We start from the raw sequence: 25,176 nt of genomic DNA on the forward strand, positions 1-25,176 counted from the left end.
GATGGAATAGGGAAGTTGTTCTATTTCTGGAAAAGAACTAATATTTTTATTGTAATGGGACTAGGAGGACGAGTATGCTTAAAAAAATTATTGCTTCGGTGGCCTTACTGTCACTTATTACGGTAGCGATCGTGCAGGCAATGGATAATGAACCGAAGGGAAATGACGAAAAAGATGCTTTGGGCGGATTGGAAATTGGAGCTAAAGCACCGAATTTCTCCCTGAAAACTTTGGATGGGAAACAAGTTGAATTATCTGATTATAAGGGGAAAAAGGTAATGCTGAATTTTTGGGCAACGTGGTGTCCGCCTTGCAAGAAGGAAATGCCGGATATGGAGAAATATGCACAGCAAGCTGGTGATGATGTGGTCGTTCTAGCCGTCAATATTGACCCCGAAAACGATGTACAAGCATTTGTAGAGGATAATGGAATTACTTTTACAATTCCTCTGGACAGTCAAAGTGCAAAGAATCCAGTGAATGAGCGTTACAGGATTCTTAGCATTCCAACAACTTACTTCATCGACAAAGAAGGCATTATCAGGAATAAGGTAATTTCAGCCATGCAACTTAAAGATATGGAACGAAATATAAATAGCATGCAGTAAGAGAAACTTTATGAAGTACCATCAGAATGGAAGAAATTAGCGTCACTTGGCATAGACGGCGGTAAGGGAGCAAACGTTTTTTCAGAACAAAAAGGTGGGTCAATTGGCTTTTAACCGTAATTATACTACAGTTGGACGGGACCTTTATGAGGTTCCGTTTTATCGTATGTTAACAAAGTTGTCAAAATTTAATGAAAAAATCTAAAAATTTAAAAAATTACGGTTGTTGTTTATGAAAAAAGGGTTAAAGTATAAAGAGTGGAGAAATGGAACTTAATCGGATTTTAAAATCTGATAATTATGACAATTTTAAGGACGTAAACCATATAGTCATAATTTTACGTTAATTTGGCAATACTGAATAGTATATTAAAATAAGTAGGTGAAAAGCATGAAAAAAAGAAAAAGGACATTTGAAGAATTAATAAAAGAAAACAAAAAGGAATTATTGATGGACGTTAAACAAATGGAGAGAATTGAGGAACGTCTTGAAAAAAAACATATGCAAAAGGCTGAATAAGTTTTGCAAGATATATTAAAAAGAGCCAGTGCCATGAAGGTCCCTTCAAAGTGCTGGCTCTTTTTTCATGGCTTTTTCAAAAACTGGCATTCATGAATTTCCTCTTTTTTATCCATGATAAGAGAAGGAGGCGATAGAATGGGTAATCCAAAAAAAGATTCCAAACACTTTAGACCGAGCCATCTAGGGACACAACCAATAGCAGCGGGTGGGAATAACGGTAAGAAAATGCAGGACAAATCCGGGAAACATCCTCAGGTCATTCAAACTAAAGGCGAATAATCAAGTTATACTAAAGTGATCGTAATAATATTATGTAAATAAAAAATCATGAGGTGAAAATAATGGGCTCATATAAACACAATCAGGATAACCGTTTGGATAATGTTGAAAAAATTCAGGATGCAATTCAAAATACAGAAGAAAACATAACCGCTGCAAATGAAACGTTATCATTTTCTTCAGGTGTGGAGAAACAGGCAATTGAGGCCAAAAATGAACGAAGAAGAAAGAGCATTGAAGGAATGAAGGAAGAAATGCAAGATGAGCAAGAAGCACGGGAAAGCGGTTATAGTAACGATAATATGTAAACAACTAAGTAAAGGGGAGAAAGAGGCGCAAAATCTTTCTCCTCTTTATTTTTAGTTTTTCATGGCAGGGAAGCAGTCAATCAAGACAGCTTAAATGAAAATTGCACATTTGTTATGGTAGAATGTTTATTGCAATAGAAATGAAAGTGGGGAAACAAAATGTTCATAGCTGAAAACGAAATTGAAGTGCGGTATGCAGAGACAGATCAAATGGGTGTTGTTTACCATGCGAATTATTTGATATGGATGGAACTGGGCAGGACAAAGTTGATAAATGATTTAGGATTTCATTATGCTGATATGGAAGCGGATGGCATCATCTCACCTGTTATGGATATTCAGGCTTCGTATAAAACCCCGGTTAGATATGGTGATAAGGTAAAAGTTAAAACCTGGATTGAAAAGTATGACGGCTTACGGGTCATTTATGGGTATGAGATCGTTAATGGGAAAAATGAAGTGGCGGCTACAGGTCATTCTTCTCACGTATGCGTTAAAAAGGAGAGCTTCCGCCCGATATCCATTAAACGCATGTATCCTGAATGGCATGAGGCCTATGAGAAAAATAAAAAGCAGGATGAATTGGATTAATAATATTTATTGAGGTGATCAAGAAATGGCTTTTGGGATTAAACGGGGAGACGTAGTAGCCTGGAAGCAGAAAATAGATCAAGGTCAAATAGCTTTTTTAACTCATTATTGGTTGGATGACCGATTTCCTGGTTGTAAGACGGTTACTAAAGTGGGATGCAAAGATTTACTGCGTTTATCGGAGTGGGGTAAGAAATACGGGCTAAAAAAAGAATGGATTCACCACAGGAAGGATGGCTATTCTCATTTCGATCTTTTAGGGGACAAGCAAGCGGAAATTTTAAGGGCGGAAAATATAAAAGAGCGCCTGCTCGATTGAACAAGAAAAAACAGCAGTTAACACCGCTGCTTTATTGTCAGGCACTTTTTTCATAGTGGAATTCTGGTTCAGTCAGTTTTTCATTAAAAGTAATGAGTAAATCATGATCATCAAAGTACCATAAATCTTTTTCTTCTACATAAAAATTAATTTCATTCATAGTTGTTACTGCTGCTGCTGTTTCAGGTTCTTCTTGCATGATACCTAATGAAAAGCCGCTTTGGACGGTACTATGCCCGCCATATCTTACATAAAAGCGCAAATGAGAGCCTTCTTGAAGCCCCAGCTCATCGATATACCACTTGGCTGCTTGATCGGAAATGGTCAGTTTCATACTAATTCTCCTTCCTAGAGGTTCGTTATTAAAGTATAAAGTAATTATGAAGTAGATGCGAATAATGTGCGTTTCAGAAAGGAAACAACCATGGATATTATATATAATATTTGTTTCATAACTCGAAAAAGATCCAACGAAGTTGAAGTGTTGATGCTATTTCGCCAAAAGAATCCGAATAGGCATAAATGGAATGGTATAGGTGGGAAAATAGAGCAAGGTGAAACCATCGATGAATCGATGGAACGGGAAATTCTTGAAGAAACTGGATTGAAGGTAAAGGGGATGGCCTTTCGAGGGATCGTGACATGGAATCAAACGGGCGGAATGTATGTTTACCGAGCTGAAGATGCTGGGGGCGGACTATCTGCCTGTGATGAAGGGGAACTTGCCTGGAAGCCATTTAAATGGGTTTTGGAGTCAAATGAAGTTGTGTCCAACATAAAGCATTATCTAAAAGATATATTACAGGATGAACCATCACTAGAATTTGCCTGTACCTATGAAAATGAACACTTAATATCAGTCAAAAAGAAGCCATTGCCTGATTTTGCAAAAGAATTGATCTTTACCAATTGAAACCGCCCAAGTGCGGTTTTTTGCCTATTTTGATTCCTGGAATATCCGGGGAATTGGTATAGGGTAAGCAAAATACAGGAAATTTTAAAGCTAAAAGCAAAATACCATCTGGAGATGCTGATTTGTGGAAACGGAGCTGTAAAAGGGAGTACGGAGATGGGGCCCCTTTCATTTTTAGTTCATATAGGACATGTATGGGTATGAGATGTTTCGATCAGCTCAAACTGATGGTTAATTACATTATAAAAGATAGCGGCAAGTTTCCTTAGAAGGACTGAAAAGGAAATATTTATGCGGTGAAATTGGGTATTGCTCAGTTTCAAGATCAATGGGCAGGATGGAGCGCCTTTTAAGATATACTCCGAAAGGCCGTTTCGCACACATATGAGTACGTACAAAAATAGCTGCAGATTCCTCTGCAGCTATTTTGTATTTTCTTTTGCTTCCGCTTCGGCAAGCTTTCTCAGCAAGACGGGTGTAGGCATATGCATGATTTGCTCTAAAGGCAAATTTAGTGACTTGGATAACTTTAATGCGGTTTCCGGTGATATTTGCAATGGCTTCATGGCACTTTCTCCTAACGATATTTAATAGTTAGTTCCAGTGTAGCCTCTGTTCTACAATTATTCAATCCTTACTTGACCATTCATCCATTACTTCCGTTAAGCAATGGATAGAAAGCGGTCAATATGTCAAAATGTAGATCGCAACGAGCGCTGAACAATCACTTTGTTCCAAAACATTGGCTGAAGAGGGGCAGAATCATATGCAGATCTTAACGGAAAAGATACAAACCTTGTTATCTTCATGAAAAATGTTGATGAAAATCGCGTTTTATTAAACCAATTTTTCCTAAGCATTACCGAGTTTGTTAAGCTTGTACAGGGAATAGACTACCAGGCAAATTTACTATCATTGAACTCAGCCATCAAGGCACCACGGGCAGGCGAACATGATGGATTTGTTTCAAATGAGGTCAGGAAACTTGCAGAACAGACTAAAAAATCGATAGCTGAAATAGATGCAATCGTGCAAACATCAAATGAATATATGAAAGATTTTGTTGATTCCATCCCAAGGGTCAATGAAGCGGTACAAGCAGGAGAGAAAGAATTGGAGTCAACAGAAAATATTTTTAATGAAATGATCGGGGTTATCAAAGGGAATATGACCGATTCTGCAGAAAAGGAAATGGAAATTCAGGGATTAGTGTCAAACATCCAGGAAATCGGAAACGATACTGAAAAGGTTTCAAGGCATGCCGGTATCCTGAATCCTGAATAACACGGCTAATGAATTGCAGAATGGAAAATAGGCCCATGCATAAGGGCCTATTTTCACTTTGATCTTACAACCACTTTACCTTCGGTTCAGTTTTATCGATAATTCGCTTGATGTTAGCTCGATGCCGGTAAAAAATGAAGATCGTTATTAAACTGATTACAATAATGAGCGCCGGATCATCAATATGGAAAACTAAACTGTAGATGAGAGCAAGAAGACAAGCAATCATGGATGAAAGCGAGACATATTTGGATATGTATAAGGATATAAAGAAAATGATGACGGCAAAGACAAAAAACCATGGTTCATAAGCAAGAATGACACCAGCAGAAGTTGCCACCGCTTTTCCGCCCCGAAAATTTGCAAAAATGGGAAACATATGACCGATGACCGCAATAACTCCGGCTAGCAATAAATGCATGTCCACGCCTAGCATATACGGCAGATAAGTTGCTAGGGTACCCTTAAGTATATCCATAATAGTAACGGTTAGCCCTGCCTTGACACCAAGTGTCCTGAAGGTATTTGTCCCGCCCAGATTTTTACTGCCATGCTCCCGGATGTCGATTTTGTAAAATGTTTTACCAATTATTAAACCGGAAGGAATCGAGCCGATCAGGTAGGCAGCCAGTATAGTGATAAATGTAAGCATTCTATTACCCTTTCTTTTAAGAAAAATCTTCTTTTTTTATCACGTTTAAGGGTCGATTAATCCCTTTTTCAAAATAAACGTGTAGAAATAGCTAAAAACAGCCTTAAAATCCCTGTTAAGCTTCTCTTATTGTAACATTTTCGTGACAAAATGGTACGGTTGTCCAAAAAAAATCCACTAAAAAAATGAATTTTCCTTGATGAACTTACATCTTTTGATATACGTTAAGTTCATGAAGGGTGAAAGGTTTAGCCTTCCTTATTTTCGTCAATATAAATGAAGGATGCCTCTTTGTATAAATTGTTACAATACGTGGTAGTCTGTATGAACATAAGAAAGTTAAGTGAGTCATGCCTTTTCGAAACTTTTTCTTTCTTGTATAATGGTTTTTCTTAATAATGGTAATAAACAGCTTTTGTCTGTAGATACCTTTGTTAGGAATACTCTTTAGTCAAATATTACATTTTATTATAAAGGGGATTGAAAAAAATGATAGAAAATCCAAGCAGGGAAGAAATGGGAAAGATGTTGAAAAAATCGAAGCGCATCGCTGTCGTTGGCTTATCTAATAACCCTGAGCGTACTTCTTATATGGTATCAAAGGCCATGCAGGAAAGCGGATATGAAATCATCCCGGTAAACCCTGCTATCTCTGAAGTGCTGGGTGTCAAGGCAGTTAAAGCTCTGAAAGATATTGAAGGTCACGTCGATATCGTCAATGTTTTCCGCCGTTCAGAGTTCCTTCCGGAGATAGCCAAGGAATTTGCAGAAATCGATGCAGATATCTTTTGGGCGCAGCTTGGGGTGGAAAATGAAGAAGCCTATAATTTTTTGAAAGAAAAAGGATATACTGTCATCATGAATCGATGCATAAAAGTCGAACACGCCCTTACCAAGTAATATGAAGAGCGGAACTTCCGCTCTTTTTTTAGGCATCGCTGTATCTCAATCGGAGAAAAAACTAAAAGGCAGCCATAGCGGGCACCGAGCGATCGGGAAATTTGGGCCATTAAAGCTAAATTTGATTAAAATAATAAAAGTATATTTGCCAAATGAAAATTTACCGCTACAATTAGAATGGTAGCTATGATACGTTTTGTTCCACACAAATGTGCAAACGCTAATAAAAAGGATAAAAAAATAGAACACTTGTTCTTTGTTCGGGAAAGTATTATACTTTTTATATGATATTAACGTATTAATGAATTTGTTAAGCTAGTGAGTCATTTCATTGCAGTATGATTTGGCCCGGAAATTGTGTTTAGTAAGGAAAGGGGAATTTCTGTGGCAAAGAAAGTAAAAACAATCGAGTACAATGATGATGCAATTCAGGTACTGGAAGGACTCGAAGCGGTCAGAAAACGTCCCGGTATGTATATCGGCAGTACTGATGCACGCGGACTTCATCATTTAGTGTACGAGATTGTAGATAACTCCGTAGATGAGGCTTTAGCTGGATATGGAGACCAAATTAGTGTGAAAATACATAAAGATAACAGTGTAAGTGTGTCGGATAAAGGGCGCGGAATGCCTATTGGCATGCATAAATTAGGTAAGCCGACGCCTGAAGTCATTTTGACGATTCTTCATGCTGGAGGGAAATTTGGACAAGGCGGATATAAAACGAGTGGAGGCCTTCATGGAGTAGGTGCTTCGGTCGTTAACGCGTTGTCTGAATGGCTTGTCGTGACCATCAAACGGGACGGGTTCATTTACGAACAACGTTTTTTCAATGGCGGAAAGCCAGAGACCACACTGGAGAAAATCGGTAAAACGAATCAAGCTGGGACCAAAATCCACTTCAAGCCCGATCCAAAAATATTTTCGGTGACGACTTTTAATTATGATATCTTATGTGAACGTCTTCGCGAATCGGCTTTTCTTTTAAAAGGCATGAAGATAGAATTGACGGATGAGCGTAACGACCATAATGAAATTTTTCACTATGAAAATGGAATTGAAGCGTTTGTTGATTATTTAAATGAAGAAAAAGAGACCCTTCATAGTGTAGTCAGCTTGGAAGGGGAACAAAATGGGATAGAGGTCGAACTCGCCTTTCAATTCAATGATGGTTATTCAGAAAATATTTTAAGCTTTGTAAATAACGTTCGTACAAAAGACGGAGGCACCCATGAGATTGGTGCAAAAACGGCCATGACAAGGGCATTTAATGATTATGCCAGAAAAATGGGGCTCTTAAAGGAAAAAGATAAAAACCTCGAAGGTACCGATATACGTGAAGGCTTGTCTTCAATCATTTCAGTACGTATCCCTGAAGAACTTCTTCAATTCGAAGGACAAACCAAGAGCAAGCTTGGAACCAGTGAAGCCCGTTCTGCAGTCGATTCCATCGTATCAGAGCACTTAGCCTACTTTTTTGAAGAAGATCCGACAACGAGTACCCTATTGGTTAAAAAAGCGATTAAAGCGTTCCAAGCAAGGGAAGCTGCACGCAAAGCTCGTGAGGACGCAAGAAGCGGGAAGAAACGGAAGAAATCCGATGCAATCCTTTCTGGGAAATTAACACCAGCTCAATCGAAGAATCCCGAACGGAATGAATTGTATCTTGTGGAAGGGGACTCTGCTGGGGGATCCGCTAAGCAAGGCCGGGATCGCCGTTTTCAAGCAGTACTGCCATTACGGGGTAAAGTTATCAATACGGAAAAGGCGAAACTAGCCGATATTTTTAAAAACGAGGAAATAAATACGATCATCCATGCCATCGGCGGAGGTGTCGGGGCGGAGTTCAACACGCCGGACACTAACTATGATAAAGTGATCATCATGACTGATGCCGATACGGATGGTGCCCATATCCAAGTGCTGCTGCTGACTTTCTTTTATCGCTATATGAAGCCGTTAATAGAGTCAGGGAAGGTTTACATTGCCTTGCCCCCTTTATATAAAGTGAGCAAAGGGACCGGGAAGAAAGAAGTAATTGAATATGCATGGAGTGACGAAGAACTTCAGGGAGCGATAGACAAGGTGGGGAAAGGCTATATGATTCAGCGCTATAAAGGGCTGGGTGAGATGAATGCCGACCAATTATGGGATACCACCATGAACCCGGAAACAAGGACATTGATACGTGTGAAGATCGATGATGGTGCCCGTGCAGAAAGACGTGTGACAACGTTGATGGGAGATAAGGTTGAACCGCGTCGTAAGTGGATTGAAGCCAATGTCGCTTTTGGTCTCGAAGAGGAATCGAATATTTTAGATAATGAAAATATGTCGATTGAAGAGGAGGTCATTAACGATGGTATTTGAAGAAACGTTTCGAGATTTGCCGCTTGAAGAGGTAATTGGTGACCGCTTCGGGCGTTATAGTAAATATATTATCCAAGACCGGGCACTTCCGGATGCTAGGGACGGTTTAAAACCGGTGCAGCGCAGGATATTGTATGCGATGCATGTCGAAGGAAATACTCAGGAAAAAGGATTCAGGAAATCCGCAAAAACGGTCGGTAATGTAATTGGTAACTATCACCCTCACGGAGATTCGTCCGTTTATGAGGCAATGGTTCGGATGAGCCAAGACTGGAAGCTGCGGAAGGTCATGGTCCAAATGCACGGAAACAATGGCAGTATCGATGGTGATCCTCCTGCTGCGATGCGGTATACGGAAGCAAGGCTTTCATCGATTGCCTCCGAGATGCTGCGGGATATAGAAAAAAGGACGGTCGATTTCGTACCGAACTTTGATGATACATCTGAAGAGCCCATTGTATTACCTGCAATGTTCCCTAACCTGCTTGTAAACGGCTCTACAGGAATTTCAGCCGGCTATGCCACTGAAATCCCGCCACATCAACTTGGTGAAGTCATTGATGCTGCCATTATGCGAATCGATAAACCGGAAGCGACAGTCGCTGATTTAATGACGGTCATTAAAGGGCCGGATTTTCCTACTGGCGGTATCATTCAAGGAATTGAAGGCATTCGTAAGGCCTATGAAACAGGTAAAGGGAAAATAATCATTCGCGGGTTGGCGGAAGTGGAAACGATTCGGGGCGGCAAGCAGCAAATCGTCATCACTGAAATCCCATATGAAGTCAATAAAGCAAACCTTGTCAAGAAGATGGATGAGTTCCGTCTAGACCGGAAAGTGGAAGGCATTGCCGAAGTAAGGGATGAAACCGACCGTACAGGACTGCGCATTGTCATTGAACTGAAAAAAGAAGCAGATGCAAATGGAGTCCTGCATTATTTATACAAAAATTCCGATCTCCAAATCGCTTACAATTTCAATATGGTTGCGATTTATAAAAAACGTCCAACATTGATGAGCCTGCCTAAAATGCTCGATGCATATATCGAACACCGTAAAGAGGTAATCGTGAACCGTTCACGTTATGAGTTGCAAAAGGCACATGACAGGGCACATATCGTCGATGGTTTAGTGAAGGCTTTATCCATATTAGATGAGGTCATCGCTGTCATCCGGGCATCTAAAGACAAACGGAATGCTAAAGATAACCTCATTGCTAAATTCGCTTTTACAGAAGCGCAAGCTGAAGCCATTGTCTCCTTGCAGTTATATAGGCTGACAAATACGGATATTACAGCACTTGAAGCAGAGGCAGCGGAATTGAAGAACAAAATAGAGGAATTGACAAAGATTCTTGGCAGTGAAAGAGTTCTTCTTCAAGTAATTAAAAAAGAACTTAGATTCATTAAAAAGGGCTTTGATGACGGACGGCGTTCCAAAATCGAAAAAGAAATTGAAGAAATCAAAATCAATCTTGAAGTCTTGATTGCTAGTGAAGACGTGATGGTTACCGTGACGAAAGAAGGCTATGTCAAACGGACATCGTTACGATCATATGCAGCATCAGGAGGTCTTGATTTTGGCATGAAGGATTCCGATCGCCTGCTCCAGAGGCTGGAGATGAATACAACAGATGTCCTGTTGCTGTTCACATCCAAAGGGAACTACCTATACTGTCCAGTTCATCAGCTTCCTGATATTCGCTGGAAGGAAACCGGTCAGCATATCGCGAACATCATTCCAATCGACAGGGAAGAACAAATCATAAAAGCTATTCCAATCAAAGATTTTACCATGCCGGAATTCTTAGTGTTCATTACGAAAAATGGTATGGTGAAAAAGACAGAATTAGCTTCTTATAAAGCCCAGCGTCATTCAAAACCGCTGGTTGGTGTCAATTTAAAAGGTGACGATGAACTGGTAGATGTCCACCATACCGATGGCCAGGCTGACCTTTTCCTAGTTACTCATAACGGATACGGTTTATGGTTTGATGAAGAAGAAGTAAGTGTTGTCGGTGTCCGGGCGGCGGGAGTCAAAGGGATTAATTTGAAAGAAGATGATTATGTCATTGGCGGAAAGGTTTTGGCCAAGGATAGTAAAGAATCGATCTTTATCGTTACACAGCGCGGGGCCATAAAGAAAATGAAATTAACCGAGTTTGAAAAAACGAGCCGGGCAAAACGCGGTGTCGTGGTCTTGAGGGAATTGAAATCGAATCCTCATAGGGTCATTGGTTTCGATATCATTAACAAAACCGACAGTCTATTCATTCTTTCTGAAAAGGGAACCATTGAAACGATTCATGCCGCTTCATTAAAAAATCATGATCGGTATACGAATGGGTCATTTGTTTTTGATGAAACGGTTAGTGGGAAAGCGAAAGAATTATGGAAAATATCATTGGAAGATGACTCCGCCATAGAGCAGTGAATCATTTTTTGAACGGGATGCTGATCTTATCAGCATCCCGTTTATTTTCCTTTAAATGACTAGTCATATCCTTCCAGAAAATAATCCGCACCTGCCCCGCACTACAAGTTGATTTCTTTTACGAAGTTAATCAATCAATTCAAAAATGACTTATTGAGTCAAATTTAAATTCTAGTATTATGAACCGAATATTATTAAGAGGACAGCAAATAATTCAATTTTGAATTTTACCATTCATAGAACCCATGAAACATAACGATTTATTTTTGGCACACTCCTTGCATATTGTTTAGTATGACTTCTTTATTTTTTGAATGAAGAAAGGGGAGGACCAATGGATAGACCTTGGAAAAAGCATATCCCGCAAGGAAATCCAATTGAGATTGATATTCCTGAAATGTCTTTGACAGAACTATTTTATCAATCAGTCGAACAATATTCGAATAAAACAGCGGTTACGTACATGGAGCAGAGGTATACATATTCAGAGTTGGGGAAGTTAGTGAAAAGATGTGCACGCGTGCTTGCTGATGAGGGTGTTGGAAAGGGAGATCGTGTGGCTCTTATGCTTCCCAATTGTCCCCAATATCCAATTGGTTTTTTTGGAACCCTTTTGATTGGAGCCATTGTTGTCCAAGTCAATCCAATGTATAAGGCGAACGAATTAATACATGTCCTGAAAGATTCAGGTGCAAGGCACATCATTGTCCTCGACGATTTATTGCCAATAGTTGAAGCCATTATAGCTGAAACCGATGTTGAAAAGGTGCTGAGCGTGTCTCTGGAAATGGGCAAATGTGAAATGACAGAAAAGCTACTATCTGTAACAGAGGCGGATTTCACTGTGGAGATTGAACCTGCCGAAGATGTCGCCGTTCTCCAATATACAGGAGGAACGACAGGGCGTTCTAAAGGGGCGATGCTAACCCATCGTAATATTGTTGCCAATACGCTGCAGAGTGCAGCCACTTCAAGAATCAATACTCAAAAGGGGAAGGAAAGGGTACTTGGCGTTTCCCCATTATTTCATGTTTACGGCATGACTTCAGGAATGAACCTGACGTTTTATAATGGCGGGGAATTAATTCTTGTATCACGGTTTCAGGTGACGGAGATCGTCGATATCATCAATAATCTTAAACCGACTATTTTTCCAGGGGTACCGACGATGTATATTGCGTTATTACAATATTACCAGTCCCATCCATTTAATTTGGATACATTGAGATCTTGCGTTTCGGGTTCGTCACCATTGCCATTGAATGTACTGTCAAGATTCAACGAATTGAGTGGAACAAAGATTGCAGAGGGCTATGGCCTGTCTGAGGCGTCACCAGTCACGCACCGGAATCCAGTTAGCGGCCTGCAAAAATCCGGAAGTATCGGGATTCCTATACAAAATACCGATGCTGCCATCGTTGACAGTATTACAGGGGAGCCTGCCCTTTTGGTTGATACACCAGGTGAATTGGTCATAAAGGGCCCACAGGTAATGAAAGGCTATTGGGGCATGCCGGAAGAGACGCGGCAGACGATTCAAAACGGATGGCTGCATACCGGTGATATTGCCAAGATGGATGAAGATGGCTTCTTTTACATTGTGGGACGGAAGAAAGAAATGATCATCGCTGGCGGTTTCAATATTTACCCAATTGAAATTGAAGATATACTATACAGCCATCCTAAGATTCTGGAAGCTGCCGTCTTTGGCGTTCCCGATCAATATCGCGGTGAAACGGTACAAGCTGCGGTAGTTCTAAAACCAAATGAAAGAATAACTGAAAACGAATTGAAGGATTATTGCCGAAAGCAGCTCGCTGCCTTTAAAGTCCCAAAAGCAATCACATTTGAAAGAGAACTTCCGAAGACGGCGGTCGGTAAAATCTTAAAACGCAAACTTCAAGAAAAACATGTCGCTTATTCGGATAAAATATGAAAGCGTTAACAATAATTCGCAGATAAAGGGGAATGCAAATGGACTTTCGCTTAGATGAAGACATCTTGCTATTAAAAGAAAATATACGCCAGTTTATAGAAGAGCAAATCGATCCATTTTCCATGCAGATAGAGGATGAAGATCATATCCCGGAATCCATAATAAATTTATCGAAGGAAATCGGTCTATTCGGACTTAGTATCCCGGAAAGGTATGGCGGGCTCGGAATCGGGATGGTGGGAAAATGTGCTTTATATGAGGAAATCGGCAAAACCCATAATGGATATACCACTCTGATAGGGGCCCATACCGGTATAGGGACGGTGGGGATAGTTGAAATGGGCAATGCAATGCAAAAGGAAAAGTATCTACCAGATATGGCAAGCGGTAATAGAATTGGCGCATTTGCTTTAACTGAGCCTGCAGCTGGGTCCCATGCAACGAATCTCAAAATGACGGCTGTCAAAAATGGTGATAAATATATTCTAAATGGGACCAAGCATTATATAACGAATGCAGATGTAGCTGATATTTTTACAGTTATGGCTGTAACGGACAAAGATAAAGGGGCGAAAGGAATCACCTCATTCATAGTAGAAAAGGATTTTCCGGGTTTTAGAGTTGGCAGCCTGGAAAGGAAGATGGGTCTTCGAGGCTCACATTCGGCCGAATTGGTTTTTGAAGATTGCGAGGTTCCTGCCGAAAATGTACTTGGGGACGTTGGCCAAGGGTATGTAAATGCATTGAAAATCCTTGCGAATGGCCGCGCAGGCCTTGCGGCCCGTAATTTGGGGTCCTGCCAATACCTGCTCGACCTATCTGCTAAATATGCCACAGAACGTGAACAATTCAATGTCCCGATCATTGATCATCAGGCCGTATCCCACATGATTGCCGAGATGGCAATGGAAATAGAGGCACTTCGCTCCTTCACATACCGGGTTGCATGGATGGTCGATCAGCAAGAAAAAATCATTAAAGAAGCGGCAATGCTTAAGTTGTATGGTTCGGAAGTATATAATCGTGTCGCTGATAAGGCCGTTCAGATTCATGGCGGGATGGGATACATGAAGGATTATCCGATTGAACGTTTCTATCGGGATGCCCGAATCACTAGAATATATGAAGGCACATCCGAAATCCAAAAAAATATCATCACCGGACAATTGAAGAGAAAATATCAAAACTAATCTAATTGGAAAGCGGAGGGGTTAAGATGGATTTACGACTATCGGATGAACAAAAAATGGTGCAAAAAACAATACGCAAGTTCGTGGAAAATGAATTGATTCCCTTGGAAAATGAAGTGCTTCGCAATGAAATGGCAGGAAAACCTAGTTTACCAGAGGGGACATTGAAAGATTTACAGGAAAAAGCAAAAAATGCTGGGTTTTGGGGCATCAATACCCCGGAGGAATATGGCGGTGCAGACCTAGGGCAGCTTATGATGGCAATTGTCTTGATGGAAGTATCAAAAACATTTGTACCATTCAGCTTTGGAGGTTCGGCTGATAACATACTTTATTATGCAAATGAAGAACAGAAACAGAAATATCTGATCCCTACGATTAACGGTGAGAAAAAGTCCTGTTTTGCCATGACGGAGCCGGGGGCTGGGTCCGATACGCGAAATATTAAAATGACGGCAGTAAAAGAAGGGAATGAATGGGTGCTTAACGGTGAAAAAACTTTCATTACCGGAGGAAATGATGCCGATTTTGTCATGGTCATTGCTATAACCGACAAAGAACGTCATCAAGCAACCGGAACGGAAGGGGTAACCTGTTTCATTGTAGACCGTGATATGGGCTGGAGATCAGAGTATATCAATACGATGGGAGAATGGGGACCGGCCGGTTTAGTTTTTGATAATGTCAGGGTACCCGAAGAAAACATCTTAGGGGAAGTGCATGGCGGTTATCAACTAGGCTTGGAATGGATTGGGTTTGCAAGATGGATCGTTGGCGCACGCGCTGTCGGTTCTGCAGAAAGATTGCTGCAAATGGCTATAGAATACGCTAAAGAACGAGTCACATTCGGTAAACCGATCGCGGAGCGCCAGGCCATTCAATGGCAGATAGCTGATTCGGCCGTAGAGATCGAAGCTGCAAGATGGCTCGTATTGAATGCGGCTTTTACACTTGATAATGGGGAAGACAATCGCCATTTAGCTTCAATGGCTAAACTTTATGGAGCCAATATGGGGAATCGGGTCGTTGATCGCGTATTGCAGATACACGGAGGCATGGGCTATACGAAGGAGCTACCCATCGAGCGTTGGTACCGTGAGGCCAGGCTTTGGAGGATTTATGATGGTACGGATGAAATACAGCGTATGATCATTTCCCGAAATTTGATTAAGGGGCATGTTAAATTAGGACAATTCTTATAATAGATTGGGAGGAAACGATTATGACAGGGAGATTTTCAGGCAAAACGGCTTTAGTTACAGGTGGAAGCAGGGGGATTGGCCGGGCGATCGTCGAACTATTTGCCAGTGAAGGCGCAAACGTGGCGATTATCGATATCAACGAAGAGGTTTTGACATCAACTGGAAATGAATTAAGGGATAAGGGTTATACCATTTTTACCAAAGTGGCCAATGTGGTCAATTCCGAAGAGATGGATGCATCAATAAAAGCAATAGCCGATACATTCGGATCGCTTGATATTCTCGTGAATAATGCTGGGGTCATCCGGGATAATCTACTTTTCAAAATGACCGATTCAGATTGGCAGACGGTAATGGATGTGCATTTAAAAGGTACTTTCAATGCAGTACGTGCCGCCCAGAAGCATATGGTTGCAAATAAATACGGAAGAATCATCAATATATCATCCACTTCGGCCCTAGGTAACCGCGGTCAGGCTAATTATTCAGCTGCTAAAGCCGGGCTTCAGGGGTTAACAAAAACACTGGCGATTGAACTTGGCAAATATGGGATAACGGCTAATTCGGTCGCACCAGGTTTTATCGAAACCGAAATGACGAAAGAAACAGCTAGGCGGGTGGGAGTGAGTTTTGAGCAATTCATCCAGGATAGGGCAAACAGCATTCCGGTTGCAAGAAGCGGTTTGCCAAGTGATATTGCTCATGCTGTTGCATTCTTTGCCGATGAAGCATCCTCATTCATTAGTGGGCAGGTTTTATATGTTGCGGGCGGTCCAAAAAATTAAGGGAGAAGGCGGGATGTTATGTTCAACGAATGTATTGGAAAACGATCCACCCCCGTTAAAAATATAGTTGAACGGGGAGCCGTTAAAAAATTCGCATTATCGATTGGTGATCCCCACCCGATTTTCATTGATGAAGAAATAGGCAGGCAATCAAGGTACGGAACGAATATAGCTCCACCAACTTTCCCAAGGGTCTTTGATTTTGGGACGATAGAAAGTTTAAATCTCCCGAATAAAGGATTGATTCATGGTGAGCAGATATATCGCTATAACAGGCCGCTGAAGGTAGGGGAAGAAATCACCTGTTATACGGAAGTGAAAAACTATTATGAGAAAAAAGGGAAACAAGGGGAAATGGGATTTCTAGCCTTTAAAAATTATGGGTCGGATGCGAATGGGGAACTTGTCTTCACTGCTGAACAGCTTGTCATTTTAAATGAAACGATCAGAAGGATGGTGATGATTAAGTGACGACATTAACGGAACTACATATTGGTGACTCGTTACATTCAATCGAGCTTCCGCCTGTAACGCGATTGGACCTCATTAAATATGCAGGCGCATCAGGTGATTTCAATCCCATTCATACCATTGATGAAGAAGCAAAGAATGCTGGTCTTCCCGGTATCATCGCACATGGAATGTGGACGATGGGAAACCTCGCAAAGCTTTTCAGTAATCTTTATGAAACTGGATTTATCGAAGAATACAAGATTCGCTTCAAAGGAATGGTTTTCTTGAATGATGTCATAACTCTTCATGCGGATCTAAAAGAAAGAAATGGGGATAGATATTTTTTCAATGTAGCGGCCACTAACCAATCAGGTAAGGAAGCGATCAGTGGAGAGGTTATTTTTAAGACTTACTGAGGGAAGGTAAAATTACTTCATCACTTCCAGTCTGTCTACAAAAAGGAGTTTGGAATGGTCTCATCCCGAACCATGAATTTAGAACAAGTTTTTTTACTGTTTATGAAACTTTCACTAGATTGAAGAAATTTGCGGCACTCCTGCCGAATAACTGGCTAGCCAAGACCCCACAGACGCTTGCTTTGATGAGGCTTGGCAGACAGTCGGCGGAAAGGGAGCGGATTTCTGAAATCAACTAGAATTTTTTTATAAAGAAAACTGTAGGCAAACTGACCTTCTGTTAATTTGTCTAAAGTCTGTAGTGATGAAAATTATTTCATCACTACTTTTTTTAGGAGCGAAATTCGACAATTTTAAAGGAGTTTCGAATTTTATCCAGAATTGTACTTAAAAAGAATTCTTTTTGCGGCGGTGAATAGTAATGAATCAAGTGAAACAGGATTCTCAGATAAATTTGCTCAAAGAGTGGACCTTTCCTGCACTGGTCGTGGATTCTGCAAATCGGATAAAGGATTGGGGCACCTATTTTAATCAGTCATTAAGAAAGAATGGTAATAAGACACTAACCGAACAATTCGATGAGTGGCAATTTCTAGATAATAAAAGGCTTGCAGCTGCAAGGCTGCATGATAAACGGTATTTATTTTTATTAATGAAACAAATGGGTACTGACAATAATCTATATATAGGCAGTGAAACAGAATTTTTGGACGAATTATTGATTGATGCTCATAAAACGGATAAATTGAATCGCGCTCTGGATGCCATTATCGAAAATTCCTATGATGGGATATACATCACCGATCAAGATGGAGTCACGCTTTATACCAATTCGGCAATTGAACGGATCACTGGCATACCAAAAGAGTATTATATCGGCAAATCGGTGGACCAATTGATAAAACGCGGCATCTTGAATGCTTCGGTGACGCATAAGGTAGTGAAGCTGAGACGAACGGTATCGGTCGTACAGGATAATTTTGCCGGAAAGGAAACATTGATTACTGGAAGTCCCGTTTTTAATGCCGAAGGGGAGATAGAGCAAGTCGTTACGAATATAAGGGATTTATCTGATTTAAATGAACTGATGCATGAGTTGACGAAAGTTAATGAGCTGAATAATCAATATAAGCAGGAAATTGAGAAACTGCGGAAGATAACAAGCAAGGATGGAGTCGTATTTGTCAGTGATAAAATGAAAATGATCTATGAGATTGCTGAAAGAATATCGGATATCGATGCGACCGTACTCATTCTGGGGGAAACGGGTGTTGGAAAGGATGTCCTTGCCCGCAATATTTATAATCGGAGCATCCGATCTAAAAAAGGGGACTTCATCAAAATAAATTGCGGAGCAATTCCCGCCGATTTATTGGAATCCGAGCTTTTTGGATATGAAGGAGGGGCATTTACCGGAGCCAATCAAAAAGGCAAACCAGGGATGTTTGAGCTGGCAGAGAGTGGGATCTTATTCTTGGATGAAGTCGGTGAGCTTCCCTTGCAACTTCAAGTGAAGCTGCTTCGGGCGCTTCAGGAAAGGGAGATTCAAAGAATCGGAGGTACAAAGCCAAAGAAAATCGATGTTCGGATAATAGCAGCCACGAACCGAAATTTATCGGAGATGGTCAAATCGGGTGATTTTCGCGAAGACCTCTTCTACAGGCTGAATGTCATTCCAATCACGATTCCTCCTTTAAGGGAAAGAAGAGAGGATATCTTGGCATTGATTGACTTATTTTTAACAAAGGCTAACGAACAATATAAATTCTCAAAAGAAATAGATTCGCGGCTGAAGGAATATTTTTATCAACATGATTGGCCAGGAAATGTCCGTGAATTGATTAATATAGTGGAGAGGCTCGTCGTGCTGACGGATAATCAAATATTATCGATTAACGACCTTCCGGAAGAATATCAGCCGGAAAACCGGAATCAGCCGGACCTCAATGCTACCCTAACTTTAAAAGAAGCGGTGGAAAGGGCCGAAAAGGAAATCTTGACGAAAGCGGCTCAAACCTACCAAACTACATATGAAATCGCAGAAGCCCTTGATTCCAGCCAGGCAACAATTGTGAGGAAACTTAAAAAATATCGATTAAAGGTCAGTGGAAAAGAATAAGTAAGTATGAACAGCACCTGCATTGTTGGACATTATTCAACAATGCAGGTGCTGTTTTTTTGCTGAAATTCCTAATTATATGTACGCGTTTTTGGGGGACTGGTTTTATTACTTTTTGGGTTTTTAGAAATTGGCTCTTTTCGTAAAGATTGTTGTTTTTAAAAACTAAACGATTTAAGGTTGATGGAGCGCAAGTGCGAGACTCCTGCGGGAGCAGAGGGACAGGTGAGACCCCACAGGCGTTTACGCCGAGGAGGCTCACCGCCCGCCCCGCGGAAAGCGAGCATCTGGAGGGGAAATCAACCACACCGCATTACTTGGTAAATAGCACCAAAGTATGCGGAAACAGCCTAGAAATTTATAGGTTGTAAAGTTGGTTTTTCACCTGCTATTGCGTGAATCCTTTTCATTTTATGTCTACAATTAATTCTTTTATTGATTCAGAAATGAATTTTTCAGTCAATAGTGAATGACGGACATCCCATATGGAATCGATACTTTTGATTTTTACAATTCAATAATGAATTCACTGACTGGTGAATAGCCTTATTGACGGTGATTTAATGTTTGGCACGGCACTTGCATTTATATAACAGGAATAACAGGTAACAGGAACAACAGGTAACAGGAAATTAATCTGCGAAATGATCCTCCTATAGAAGGTGCGAGGCGAAAGGGGTGAACGGACCAGAAATACGATGGGTAAACCGTTATTAAAGAGAGGATGGAATCATTGGCTATCCCTAAAAACAGCATATGCTTGTCAGCATACCACTTAATCCTTAAGTAGAGTCAATGAAACTATGATAATTTCTGATGATAACCAATTGAATTAAGTGGTCACCAAAAATGAAAGCGCTAACAACCGATCATTGGGCTTTTTGCGCTACACCCTAAGCTATATCTGTTGTTGAGAATATAGGGAAATAAAACTTGCTGTTCCTCTCCGGGAGGTTGAGCCTGTGGGGAAATAAGTGAAGGTGCTTTTCGTCGCAGATGTAAGCTTTCAAAATATGGACAGGATAGCGATACAGGGAAGGTACAGCAAAGTGAAACTCAATAATTTTTAAGGAGGAAGTAAATGGAGATTTTGATCCAGCAGCTTTTCAATGGTTTGACGATTGGCAGCGTATATAGTCTTGTTGCCCTGGGATTGACGTTAGTATATGGAATTTTGCATATCCCGAACTTTGCCCACGGTGCCCTATATATGTTGGGTGGATACATCACATTGTCAATGATGACATTATATGGGGTCAATTACTGGATTGCCATGTTCGTATCCATTATCGTTGTTGGTTTGTTGGGAGTCCTTTTGGAACGTTTCGTGTTCCGCCTGTTAAGGGAGGCACCTCCATTGCACGATAAGATTGCAGCAATCGGAATTCTCCTTTTTCTTGAAGCTTTTGCCCAATTTGTCTGGGGTGCCGACTTCCATACAATGACTTCCCCATACGGCCAAGTAGTCAATATCATGGGCCTGACATTCACGCTCCAGCGATTATTGATCATCGTGTCAGCTATCGCAGTGATGGTTTTACTTTACCTTTTCCTTAAGAAAACTTATGCCGGTTCAACGATAATAGCGATGTCCCAAAGCCGTGAAGGGGCGTCATTAGTAGGAATCAACATTAATAAAGTCGCGATGCTTACCTTCATGATATCGGGTGGATTGGCAGCGATCGCTTCATCCCTTGCATCACCGATTAACCTTGTCTTTCCAGGAATGGGGCATTTAGTCATCCTAAAAGCATTCGTCATTATCATCTTGGGAGGGATGGGGAGCATCCCGGGGGCGATTGTAGGTGGATATATCCTCGGTTTCAGTGAGAGCTTGGGCGCAACTTATATTTCAAATGACTATAAGGACATCATTGCATTCATTCTTTTAGTCGTAATATTAACCGTGAAACCAACAGGTCTTTTTGCCAAGGGGGAGAGGTAGCGTGAAGATATTAACGAAAAGAAATGGGATTATCGCACTTATCATCTTTGCTTTTTCATTCCCCTTTATCGCGCAAAACGACTATTATCTCCATATGCTGACACTTTCGTTCATCTGGGCGATAGCTGTATATGGAATCAATTTATTATCAGGCTATACTGGATATCTCTCGCTTGCACATGCTGGTTTTTTTGCGATTGGAGCATATTCACTAGGCCTTCTGACGGTAAAAACAGGAATGAATTTTTGGCTGGCACTTGTAGTGGCATGTTTAATCACATGTACAATTGGGTTTTTGATCGGCTTGATCGCCCTGAGGACAAAGGAACACTTTTTTGCGATTTATACCCTATGTGTGGGTTACATCATATACCTGGTCATCGATAAATGGGAGGGACTTACAGAGGGGGTTAGGGGATTGATCGGTATACCTGCTCCTGGAAATATAGGGCCGATCACCTTCGATACTGCAGCATCCCAATATTATCTAGTCCTCATTTTCCTGCTTGCAGTGATTTTAATTGTGTATCGAATTATACGCTCGTTGACAGGCAGGACGTATATGGCCATCAGGAACAGCGAGGACCTTGCTCAAACGATTGGTATATCCACAATGAAAAATAAATTAACGGCATTTGTCCTATCCACATTCTTTGCAGGATTGGCTGGTGCCTTGTATGCTTCATTCATTCGTTTCATTGGACCTGATATCGGATCAACTGCCATCATGTTCGATCTATTGATGTATTTATTGGTTGGTGGAATTGGGACACTCTCAGGCCCGTTGGTAGGAACATTATTGCTAGTAATCCTTTCGCAGAATTTGCAATTCCTTCAAGAATATCGAATGTTGATATTCGGGCCTTTGCTGACGGTGATCATTATCTTTTATCCGCGCGGAATCGCAGGTGCCTTTTTTGATTGGCAAAGAAAGCGAAAAGATAATGAGCTGTCCGGGGTGAGGAGCGAAATGCACATAAAAGCTGAGGAGGGATGAAATTGCTAATCGAAACGAGGAATTTGACAAAGCGATTTGGAGGATTGGCGGCTGTAAATAATGTGGATTTTACGATTGAGAAAGGTAGAATCAATGCAATAATCGGACCAAATGGTGCAGGGAAATCAACTTTTTTTAACTTGATCAGCGGCTTTCATCGGCCAACTTCTGGGACGGTCCTTTTTAAAGGGATTGATATCACCAAACTTCCTGCAAATGAAATAGCGGGGCTCGGAATTTCAAGAACCTTTCAAACGACAAGCCTTTTTGATCAATCGACCGTATTGGATAATGTCATTGTCGGGCATAGACTGCGAACCAAATCCAATCTGGTGGATGCCATTCTAAGAACGAAACGATTAAAACGGGAGGAAGCGGCATGTAGGGATAAGGCAATGGAGGTACTTGATATTGTTGGATTGACGGAATCGGCTGACAGAATGGTCTCCAGCATCTCCCAGGAGGAAAAGAAACGGACAGCCATTGCCCTTGCCCTTGCGACGGAACCGGAAATTATCTTTCTTGATGAACCTGCTGCGGGAATCAATCCGGATGAAACGGAAGGCTTGACAGAACTGATTAAAAAATTGAATCGATCGGGACTGACCGTTTGTTTAATCGAGCACAAAATGCATATGATCATGAACTTGGCAGATCACATCATGGTCCTTAATTACGGAGAAAAAATCGCCGAGGGCACACCTAAGGAAATCCGCGGAAATGAAGCGGTGATTAAAGCCTATTTGGGAGGTAGTGCCAGTGCTTAAGTTAACTGATGTCGTCGTGAATTATGGGAGTTTCACTGCGATAAATCATGTGAATATCGAAGTTGCCAAGGGAGAGATCGTTGTTTTGTTAGGAGCGAATGGGGCGGGAAAAAGCACGACTTTTCGTTCCATAAGCGGAATCAGTAAGCTGTCCAAGGGGGAAATTCATTTTCTGGGCATGCCGATAGGGGGCAGGGCCCCGGATAATAATGTTCGGGAAGGAATCGTCCAGTGTGCCGAAGGACGTAAACTGTTTCCACAGATGACTGTCTCGGAAAATTTGAGGATGGGTGCTTATGTGCACCGAAAGAAGAAAGCGGAGATTAAGGATTCCTTGGAATACGTCTATCACTTATTCCCGATTTTAAAAGAAAAACATCATGATGAAGCGGGAAGCCTGAGCGGAGGCCAACAGCAAATGCTCGCAATTGGAAGAGCCTTGATGTCAAAACCGAAATTGTTGATGCTTGATGAGCCTTCGGTGGGACTCGCTCCACTTATTGTCGAGCAAATGTTTCGGGTCATCGAAGAAATAAATCGCGAAGGAATCACGGTCTTGCTAGCTGAACAAAATGCGAATGCCGCTCTCGGCATTGCAGATAAAGGATATGTTTTTGAAAATGGGGAAATTGTCGTTCAAGGGACAGCAAGTGAGTTATTAGCAAATGATGAAGTAAGGAAAGCATATATTGGGGCCTGAAAAAATTGAATGGAGGGATCATTATGAAAAAACTGAAAGTATTACTTGTCTTTCTCTTGCTAATCATCACTGTTTTGACCGGCTGCAATAAAGGGGATAGCCCTGTGTCAAGCAGTGGCAGTAAAGGCAAAAGTGAAAATGTCGTTAACATCGGTTTTAGCGGTCCTTTAAGCGGGGCAGCAGCCTTATATGGGAAACGGACATTGAATGGTGTCGAAATGGCCGTGAATGAAATTAACGATGCTGGCGGGTTTGAAGTAGATGGTAAGAAATACACGCTGAATTTAGTATCGTTGGATGATAAATACTTACCTAATGAAACAGGGTCGAATGCTAAACGATTAATTCAGGAATATGATACGCCGATCATTTTCACGCCTCATAGCGGAGGTGTACTGGCACTTCAGGTTTTTAATGAACAAGAGGAATTCATCATTGGGGCATATACGAGTGAGCCGGCAGTGACCGAGAGCGGAAATTCCTTAACCGTTCGGATTCCACCGAATTACGAGGGGTATATCGAACCTTTTACAACATATGCAATGGAACATTTCGGCAAGAAAATTGCCGCTTTGCCAACATCTTCGCAATACGGTAAAGACTGGACCGAAGCTGTGCTTCCACATTGGGAAAAGCAAGGCGGAAAAGTCGTTTATAATTCCTCGATTGATTTCGCTAAAGAAACCGATTTCTTTACGATTGTCACCAATGCCTTGAAAAAAGATCCTGATGTGCTATTTATCGGTGGTGCTTCGGAACCTACGGCAAAAGTAGCGAAGCAAGCTCGGGAGCTAGGATTTAAGGGCGGTTTCATCATCATGGATCAAGCAAAGCTGGATCAAATGAAGCCGATTGCAGGATCATATGAAACATTGGAAGGCTCGATTGGCGTTCTGCCGCTGATGGAGTCGGATGAAGAAGCAGTGCCTGCTTTCGTTGAGAAATATCAAAAGAATTATAAGGAAGATCCAAGCTCCGAAGTAGGATTGAATTATATCGCCATGTATGCGTTTGTGGAAGCGATGAAATCTGCAGGCAGCGTTGATGATGCGAAAGCCATCCGTAAACATATGCAAGATGGACTTTCCAATATTGGGCCAGATCAAAAAATATACGATATTCCCTCGATTGATGAAAATGGGGGATTTGCATCAACGATTGTCGTCGGTGCAGTAGAAAAAGGGAAAGTAGTTCCTGTCCGTTAACTGGTTAAAGGGATGCATGTTCCGGATAGTATACCAGTTTAACATTTTGTTAAATATTTGTTCGTGTATCGTTCCTGATCATTGGGACGGTACACGTTTTTTTATTGTTGAAAAAATCTACACCTTAAAATAGTAGGCTCCTAAAGCGGCCATAGATTCATATTTTATTTAAAAAGGAGTTCGCCGGCATTGGGGTTTGAGGAAAGAAACATGATAATTAACAAATTTTACAAAATATCTTGTATCCGAGTAATGAAAACGCTATCATTGAATATAATAT

The 25,176-nt window shown here is 41.2% G+C and carries 26 protein-coding genes; 23 read left to right on the forward strand and 3 right to left on the reverse strand.

Annotation, left to right across the window (positions count from 1 at the left end):
* The first annotated feature begins 74 nt into the window (after window positions 1-74).
* The 6 genes from ACFRAK_RS20165 to ACFRAK_RS20190 all read left to right on the forward strand — a co-directional run bounded on the left by ACFRAK_RS20165 (window position 75) and on the right by ACFRAK_RS20190 (window position 2,628).
* Window positions 75-608: a TlpA disulfide reductase family protein gene (locus tag ACFRAK_RS20165; protein ID WP_260286139.1), complete on the forward strand. Its 534-nt coding sequence runs from the start codon at window positions 75-77 to the stop codon at window positions 606-608.
* A gap of 391 nt (window positions 609-999) precedes the next feature.
* Entirely contained in the window at window positions 1,000-1,128 is a 129-nt protein-coding gene (locus ACFRAK_RS20170) for an FbpB family small basic protein (protein ID WP_192204573.1), read from the forward strand.
* Window positions 1,129-1,266: 138 nt separating this feature from the next.
* Window positions 1,267-1,410 (forward strand): acid-soluble spore protein N, encoded by a 144-nt coding sequence (locus ACFRAK_RS20175; RefSeq protein ID WP_057275900.1) that lies wholly within the window; start codon window positions 1,267-1,269, stop codon window positions 1,408-1,410.
* A 62-nt stretch (window positions 1,411-1,472) separates the two neighbouring features.
* The gene (gene tlp, locus ACFRAK_RS20180; protein WP_192204574.1) at window positions 1,473-1,718 is read left to right on the forward strand and encodes a small acid-soluble spore protein Tlp; all 246 of its coding nucleotides are present in this window, start codon (window positions 1,473-1,475) and stop codon (window positions 1,716-1,718) included.
* 159 nt (window positions 1,719-1,877) lie between these two features.
* Entirely contained in the window at window positions 1,878-2,309 is a 432-nt protein-coding gene (locus ACFRAK_RS20185; protein ID WP_260286136.1) for an acyl-CoA thioesterase, read from the forward strand.
* A 25-nt stretch (window positions 2,310-2,334) separates the two neighbouring features.
* The gene (locus tag ACFRAK_RS20190; protein WP_387595903.1) at window positions 2,335-2,628 is read left to right on the forward strand and encodes a hypothetical protein; all 294 of its coding nucleotides are present in this window, start codon (window positions 2,335-2,337) and stop codon (window positions 2,626-2,628) included.
* Between the two features lie 37 nt (window positions 2,629-2,665).
* On the opposite strand, the gene ACFRAK_RS20195 is transcribed toward ACFRAK_RS20190, so the two are convergent.
* A complete protein-coding gene (locus ACFRAK_RS20195; protein WP_098371891.1) occupies window positions 2,666-2,962 on the reverse strand; it encodes a HesB/YadR/YfhF family protein in 297 nt (98 codons plus the stop codon).
* Between the two features lie 90 nt (window positions 2,963-3,052).
* Here ACFRAK_RS20195 and ACFRAK_RS20200 point away from each other — a divergent pair, with 90 nt between their 5' ends.
* Entirely contained in the window at window positions 3,053-3,541 is a 489-nt protein-coding gene (locus tag ACFRAK_RS20200; RefSeq protein ID WP_394572322.1) for an NUDIX hydrolase, read from the forward strand.
* 422 nt (window positions 3,542-3,963) lie between these two features.
* Here the strand turns inward: ACFRAK_RS20200 and ACFRAK_RS20205 are convergent, their stop codons facing one another.
* Entirely contained in the window at window positions 3,964-4,107 is a 144-nt protein-coding gene (locus tag ACFRAK_RS20205) for a YycC family protein (protein WP_098371894.1), read from the reverse strand.
* A gap of 241 nt (window positions 4,108-4,348) precedes the next feature.
* Between ACFRAK_RS20205 and ACFRAK_RS20210 the strand changes: the two genes are divergently transcribed.
* Complete coding sequence (locus ACFRAK_RS20210) at window positions 4,349-4,825, forward strand: methyl-accepting chemotaxis protein (RefSeq protein ID WP_394572324.1); 477 nt, start codon at window positions 4,349-4,351, stop codon at window positions 4,823-4,825.
* Window positions 4,826-4,889: 64 nt separating this feature from the next.
* Here ACFRAK_RS20210 and plsY read toward each other — a convergent pair whose 3' ends face one another.
* Window positions 4,890-5,477, reverse strand: a complete 588-nt coding sequence (plsY, locus tag ACFRAK_RS20215) for a glycerol-3-phosphate 1-O-acyltransferase PlsY (protein WP_260286133.1) — start codon at window positions 5,475-5,477, stop codon at window positions 4,890-4,892.
* 489 nt (window positions 5,478-5,966) lie between these two features.
* On the opposite strand from plsY, the gene ACFRAK_RS20220 reads away from it, so the two are divergent.
* From ACFRAK_RS20220 to ACFRAK_RS20290, 15 genes are all read left to right on the forward strand, one after another.
* Window positions 5,967-6,377: a CoA-binding protein gene (locus ACFRAK_RS20220; protein ID WP_098371897.1), complete on the forward strand. Its 411-nt coding sequence runs from the start codon at window positions 5,967-5,969 to the stop codon at window positions 6,375-6,377.
* Window positions 6,378-6,761: 384 nt separating this feature from the next.
* Window positions 6,762-8,747 (forward strand): DNA topoisomerase IV subunit B, encoded by a 1,986-nt coding sequence (gene parE / locus ACFRAK_RS20225; protein WP_141994290.1) that lies wholly within the window; start codon window positions 6,762-6,764, stop codon window positions 8,745-8,747.
* On the forward strand, window positions 8,737-11,181 hold the full coding sequence (gene parC, locus ACFRAK_RS20230) for a DNA topoisomerase IV subunit A (protein ID WP_387595915.1): 2,445 nt from the start codon (window positions 8,737-8,739) through the stop codon (window positions 11,179-11,181). Before parE ends, parC begins: the two co-directional genes overlap by 11 nt.
* A gap of 334 nt (window positions 11,182-11,515) precedes the next feature.
* Complete coding sequence (locus tag ACFRAK_RS20235) at window positions 11,516-13,117, forward strand: long-chain-fatty-acid--CoA ligase (protein ID WP_387708065.1); 1,602 nt, start codon at window positions 11,516-11,518, stop codon at window positions 13,115-13,117.
* A 38-nt stretch (window positions 13,118-13,155) separates the two neighbouring features.
* Entirely contained in the window at window positions 13,156-14,307 is a 1,152-nt protein-coding gene (locus ACFRAK_RS20240) for an acyl-CoA dehydrogenase family protein (protein WP_394572327.1), read from the forward strand.
* 26 nt (window positions 14,308-14,333) lie between these two features.
* Window positions 14,334-15,509, forward strand: coding sequence for an acyl-CoA dehydrogenase family protein (locus tag ACFRAK_RS20245; RefSeq protein WP_192204584.1), 1,176 nt, complete (start codon window positions 14,334-14,336; stop codon window positions 15,507-15,509).
* Window positions 15,510-15,529: 20 nt separating this feature from the next.
* A complete protein-coding gene (locus tag ACFRAK_RS20250) occupies window positions 15,530-16,294 on the forward strand; it encodes an SDR family oxidoreductase (protein ID WP_387708070.1) in 765 nt (254 codons plus the stop codon).
* A gap of 18 nt (window positions 16,295-16,312) precedes the next feature.
* Window positions 16,313-16,765 carry a MaoC family dehydratase N-terminal domain-containing protein gene (locus ACFRAK_RS20255; protein ID WP_387595926.1) on the forward strand — a complete coding sequence of 151 codons (453 nt, stop codon included), beginning with the start codon at window positions 16,313-16,315 and terminating at the stop codon, window positions 16,763-16,765.
* The gene (locus ACFRAK_RS20260) at window positions 16,762-17,163 is read left to right on the forward strand and encodes a MaoC/PaaZ C-terminal domain-containing protein (protein WP_387595929.1); all 402 of its coding nucleotides are present in this window, start codon (window positions 16,762-16,764) and stop codon (window positions 17,161-17,163) included. Before ACFRAK_RS20255 ends, ACFRAK_RS20260 begins: the two co-directional genes overlap by 4 nt.
* Window positions 17,164-17,584: 421 nt before the next feature.
* Complete coding sequence (locus tag ACFRAK_RS20265; RefSeq protein WP_394572328.1) at window positions 17,585-19,282, forward strand: sigma-54 interaction domain-containing protein; 1,698 nt, start codon at window positions 17,585-17,587, stop codon at window positions 19,280-19,282.
* A gap of 1,081 nt (window positions 19,283-20,363) precedes the next feature.
* Entirely contained in the window at window positions 20,364-21,227 is an 864-nt protein-coding gene (locus ACFRAK_RS20270) for a branched-chain amino acid ABC transporter permease (protein ID WP_076371380.1), read from the forward strand.
* A gap of 1 nt (window position 21,228) precedes the next feature.
* Complete coding sequence (locus ACFRAK_RS20275; protein ID WP_387595934.1) at window positions 21,229-22,224, forward strand: branched-chain amino acid ABC transporter permease; 996 nt, start codon at window positions 21,229-21,231, stop codon at window positions 22,222-22,224.
* The gene (locus tag ACFRAK_RS20280; protein ID WP_342615648.1) at window positions 22,221-22,991 is read left to right on the forward strand and encodes an ABC transporter ATP-binding protein; all 771 of its coding nucleotides are present in this window, start codon (window positions 22,221-22,223) and stop codon (window positions 22,989-22,991) included. The genes ACFRAK_RS20275 and ACFRAK_RS20280 overlap by 4 nt, the downstream gene beginning before the upstream one ends.
* Window positions 22,984-23,691 carry an ABC transporter ATP-binding protein gene (locus tag ACFRAK_RS20285; RefSeq protein ID WP_387595939.1) on the forward strand — a complete coding sequence of 236 codons (708 nt, stop codon included), beginning with the start codon at window positions 22,984-22,986 and terminating at the stop codon, window positions 23,689-23,691. The genes ACFRAK_RS20280 and ACFRAK_RS20285 overlap by 8 nt, the downstream gene beginning before the upstream one ends.
* A 23-nt stretch (window positions 23,692-23,714) precedes the next feature.
* Window positions 23,715-24,896: an ABC transporter substrate-binding protein gene (locus ACFRAK_RS20290; protein ID WP_387595941.1), complete on the forward strand. Its 1,182-nt coding sequence runs from the start codon at window positions 23,715-23,717 to the stop codon at window positions 24,894-24,896.
* Window positions 24,897-25,176: the final 280 nt, after the last annotated feature.

It is taken from the genome of Peribacillus sp. NPDC056705 (assembly GCF_043656335.1).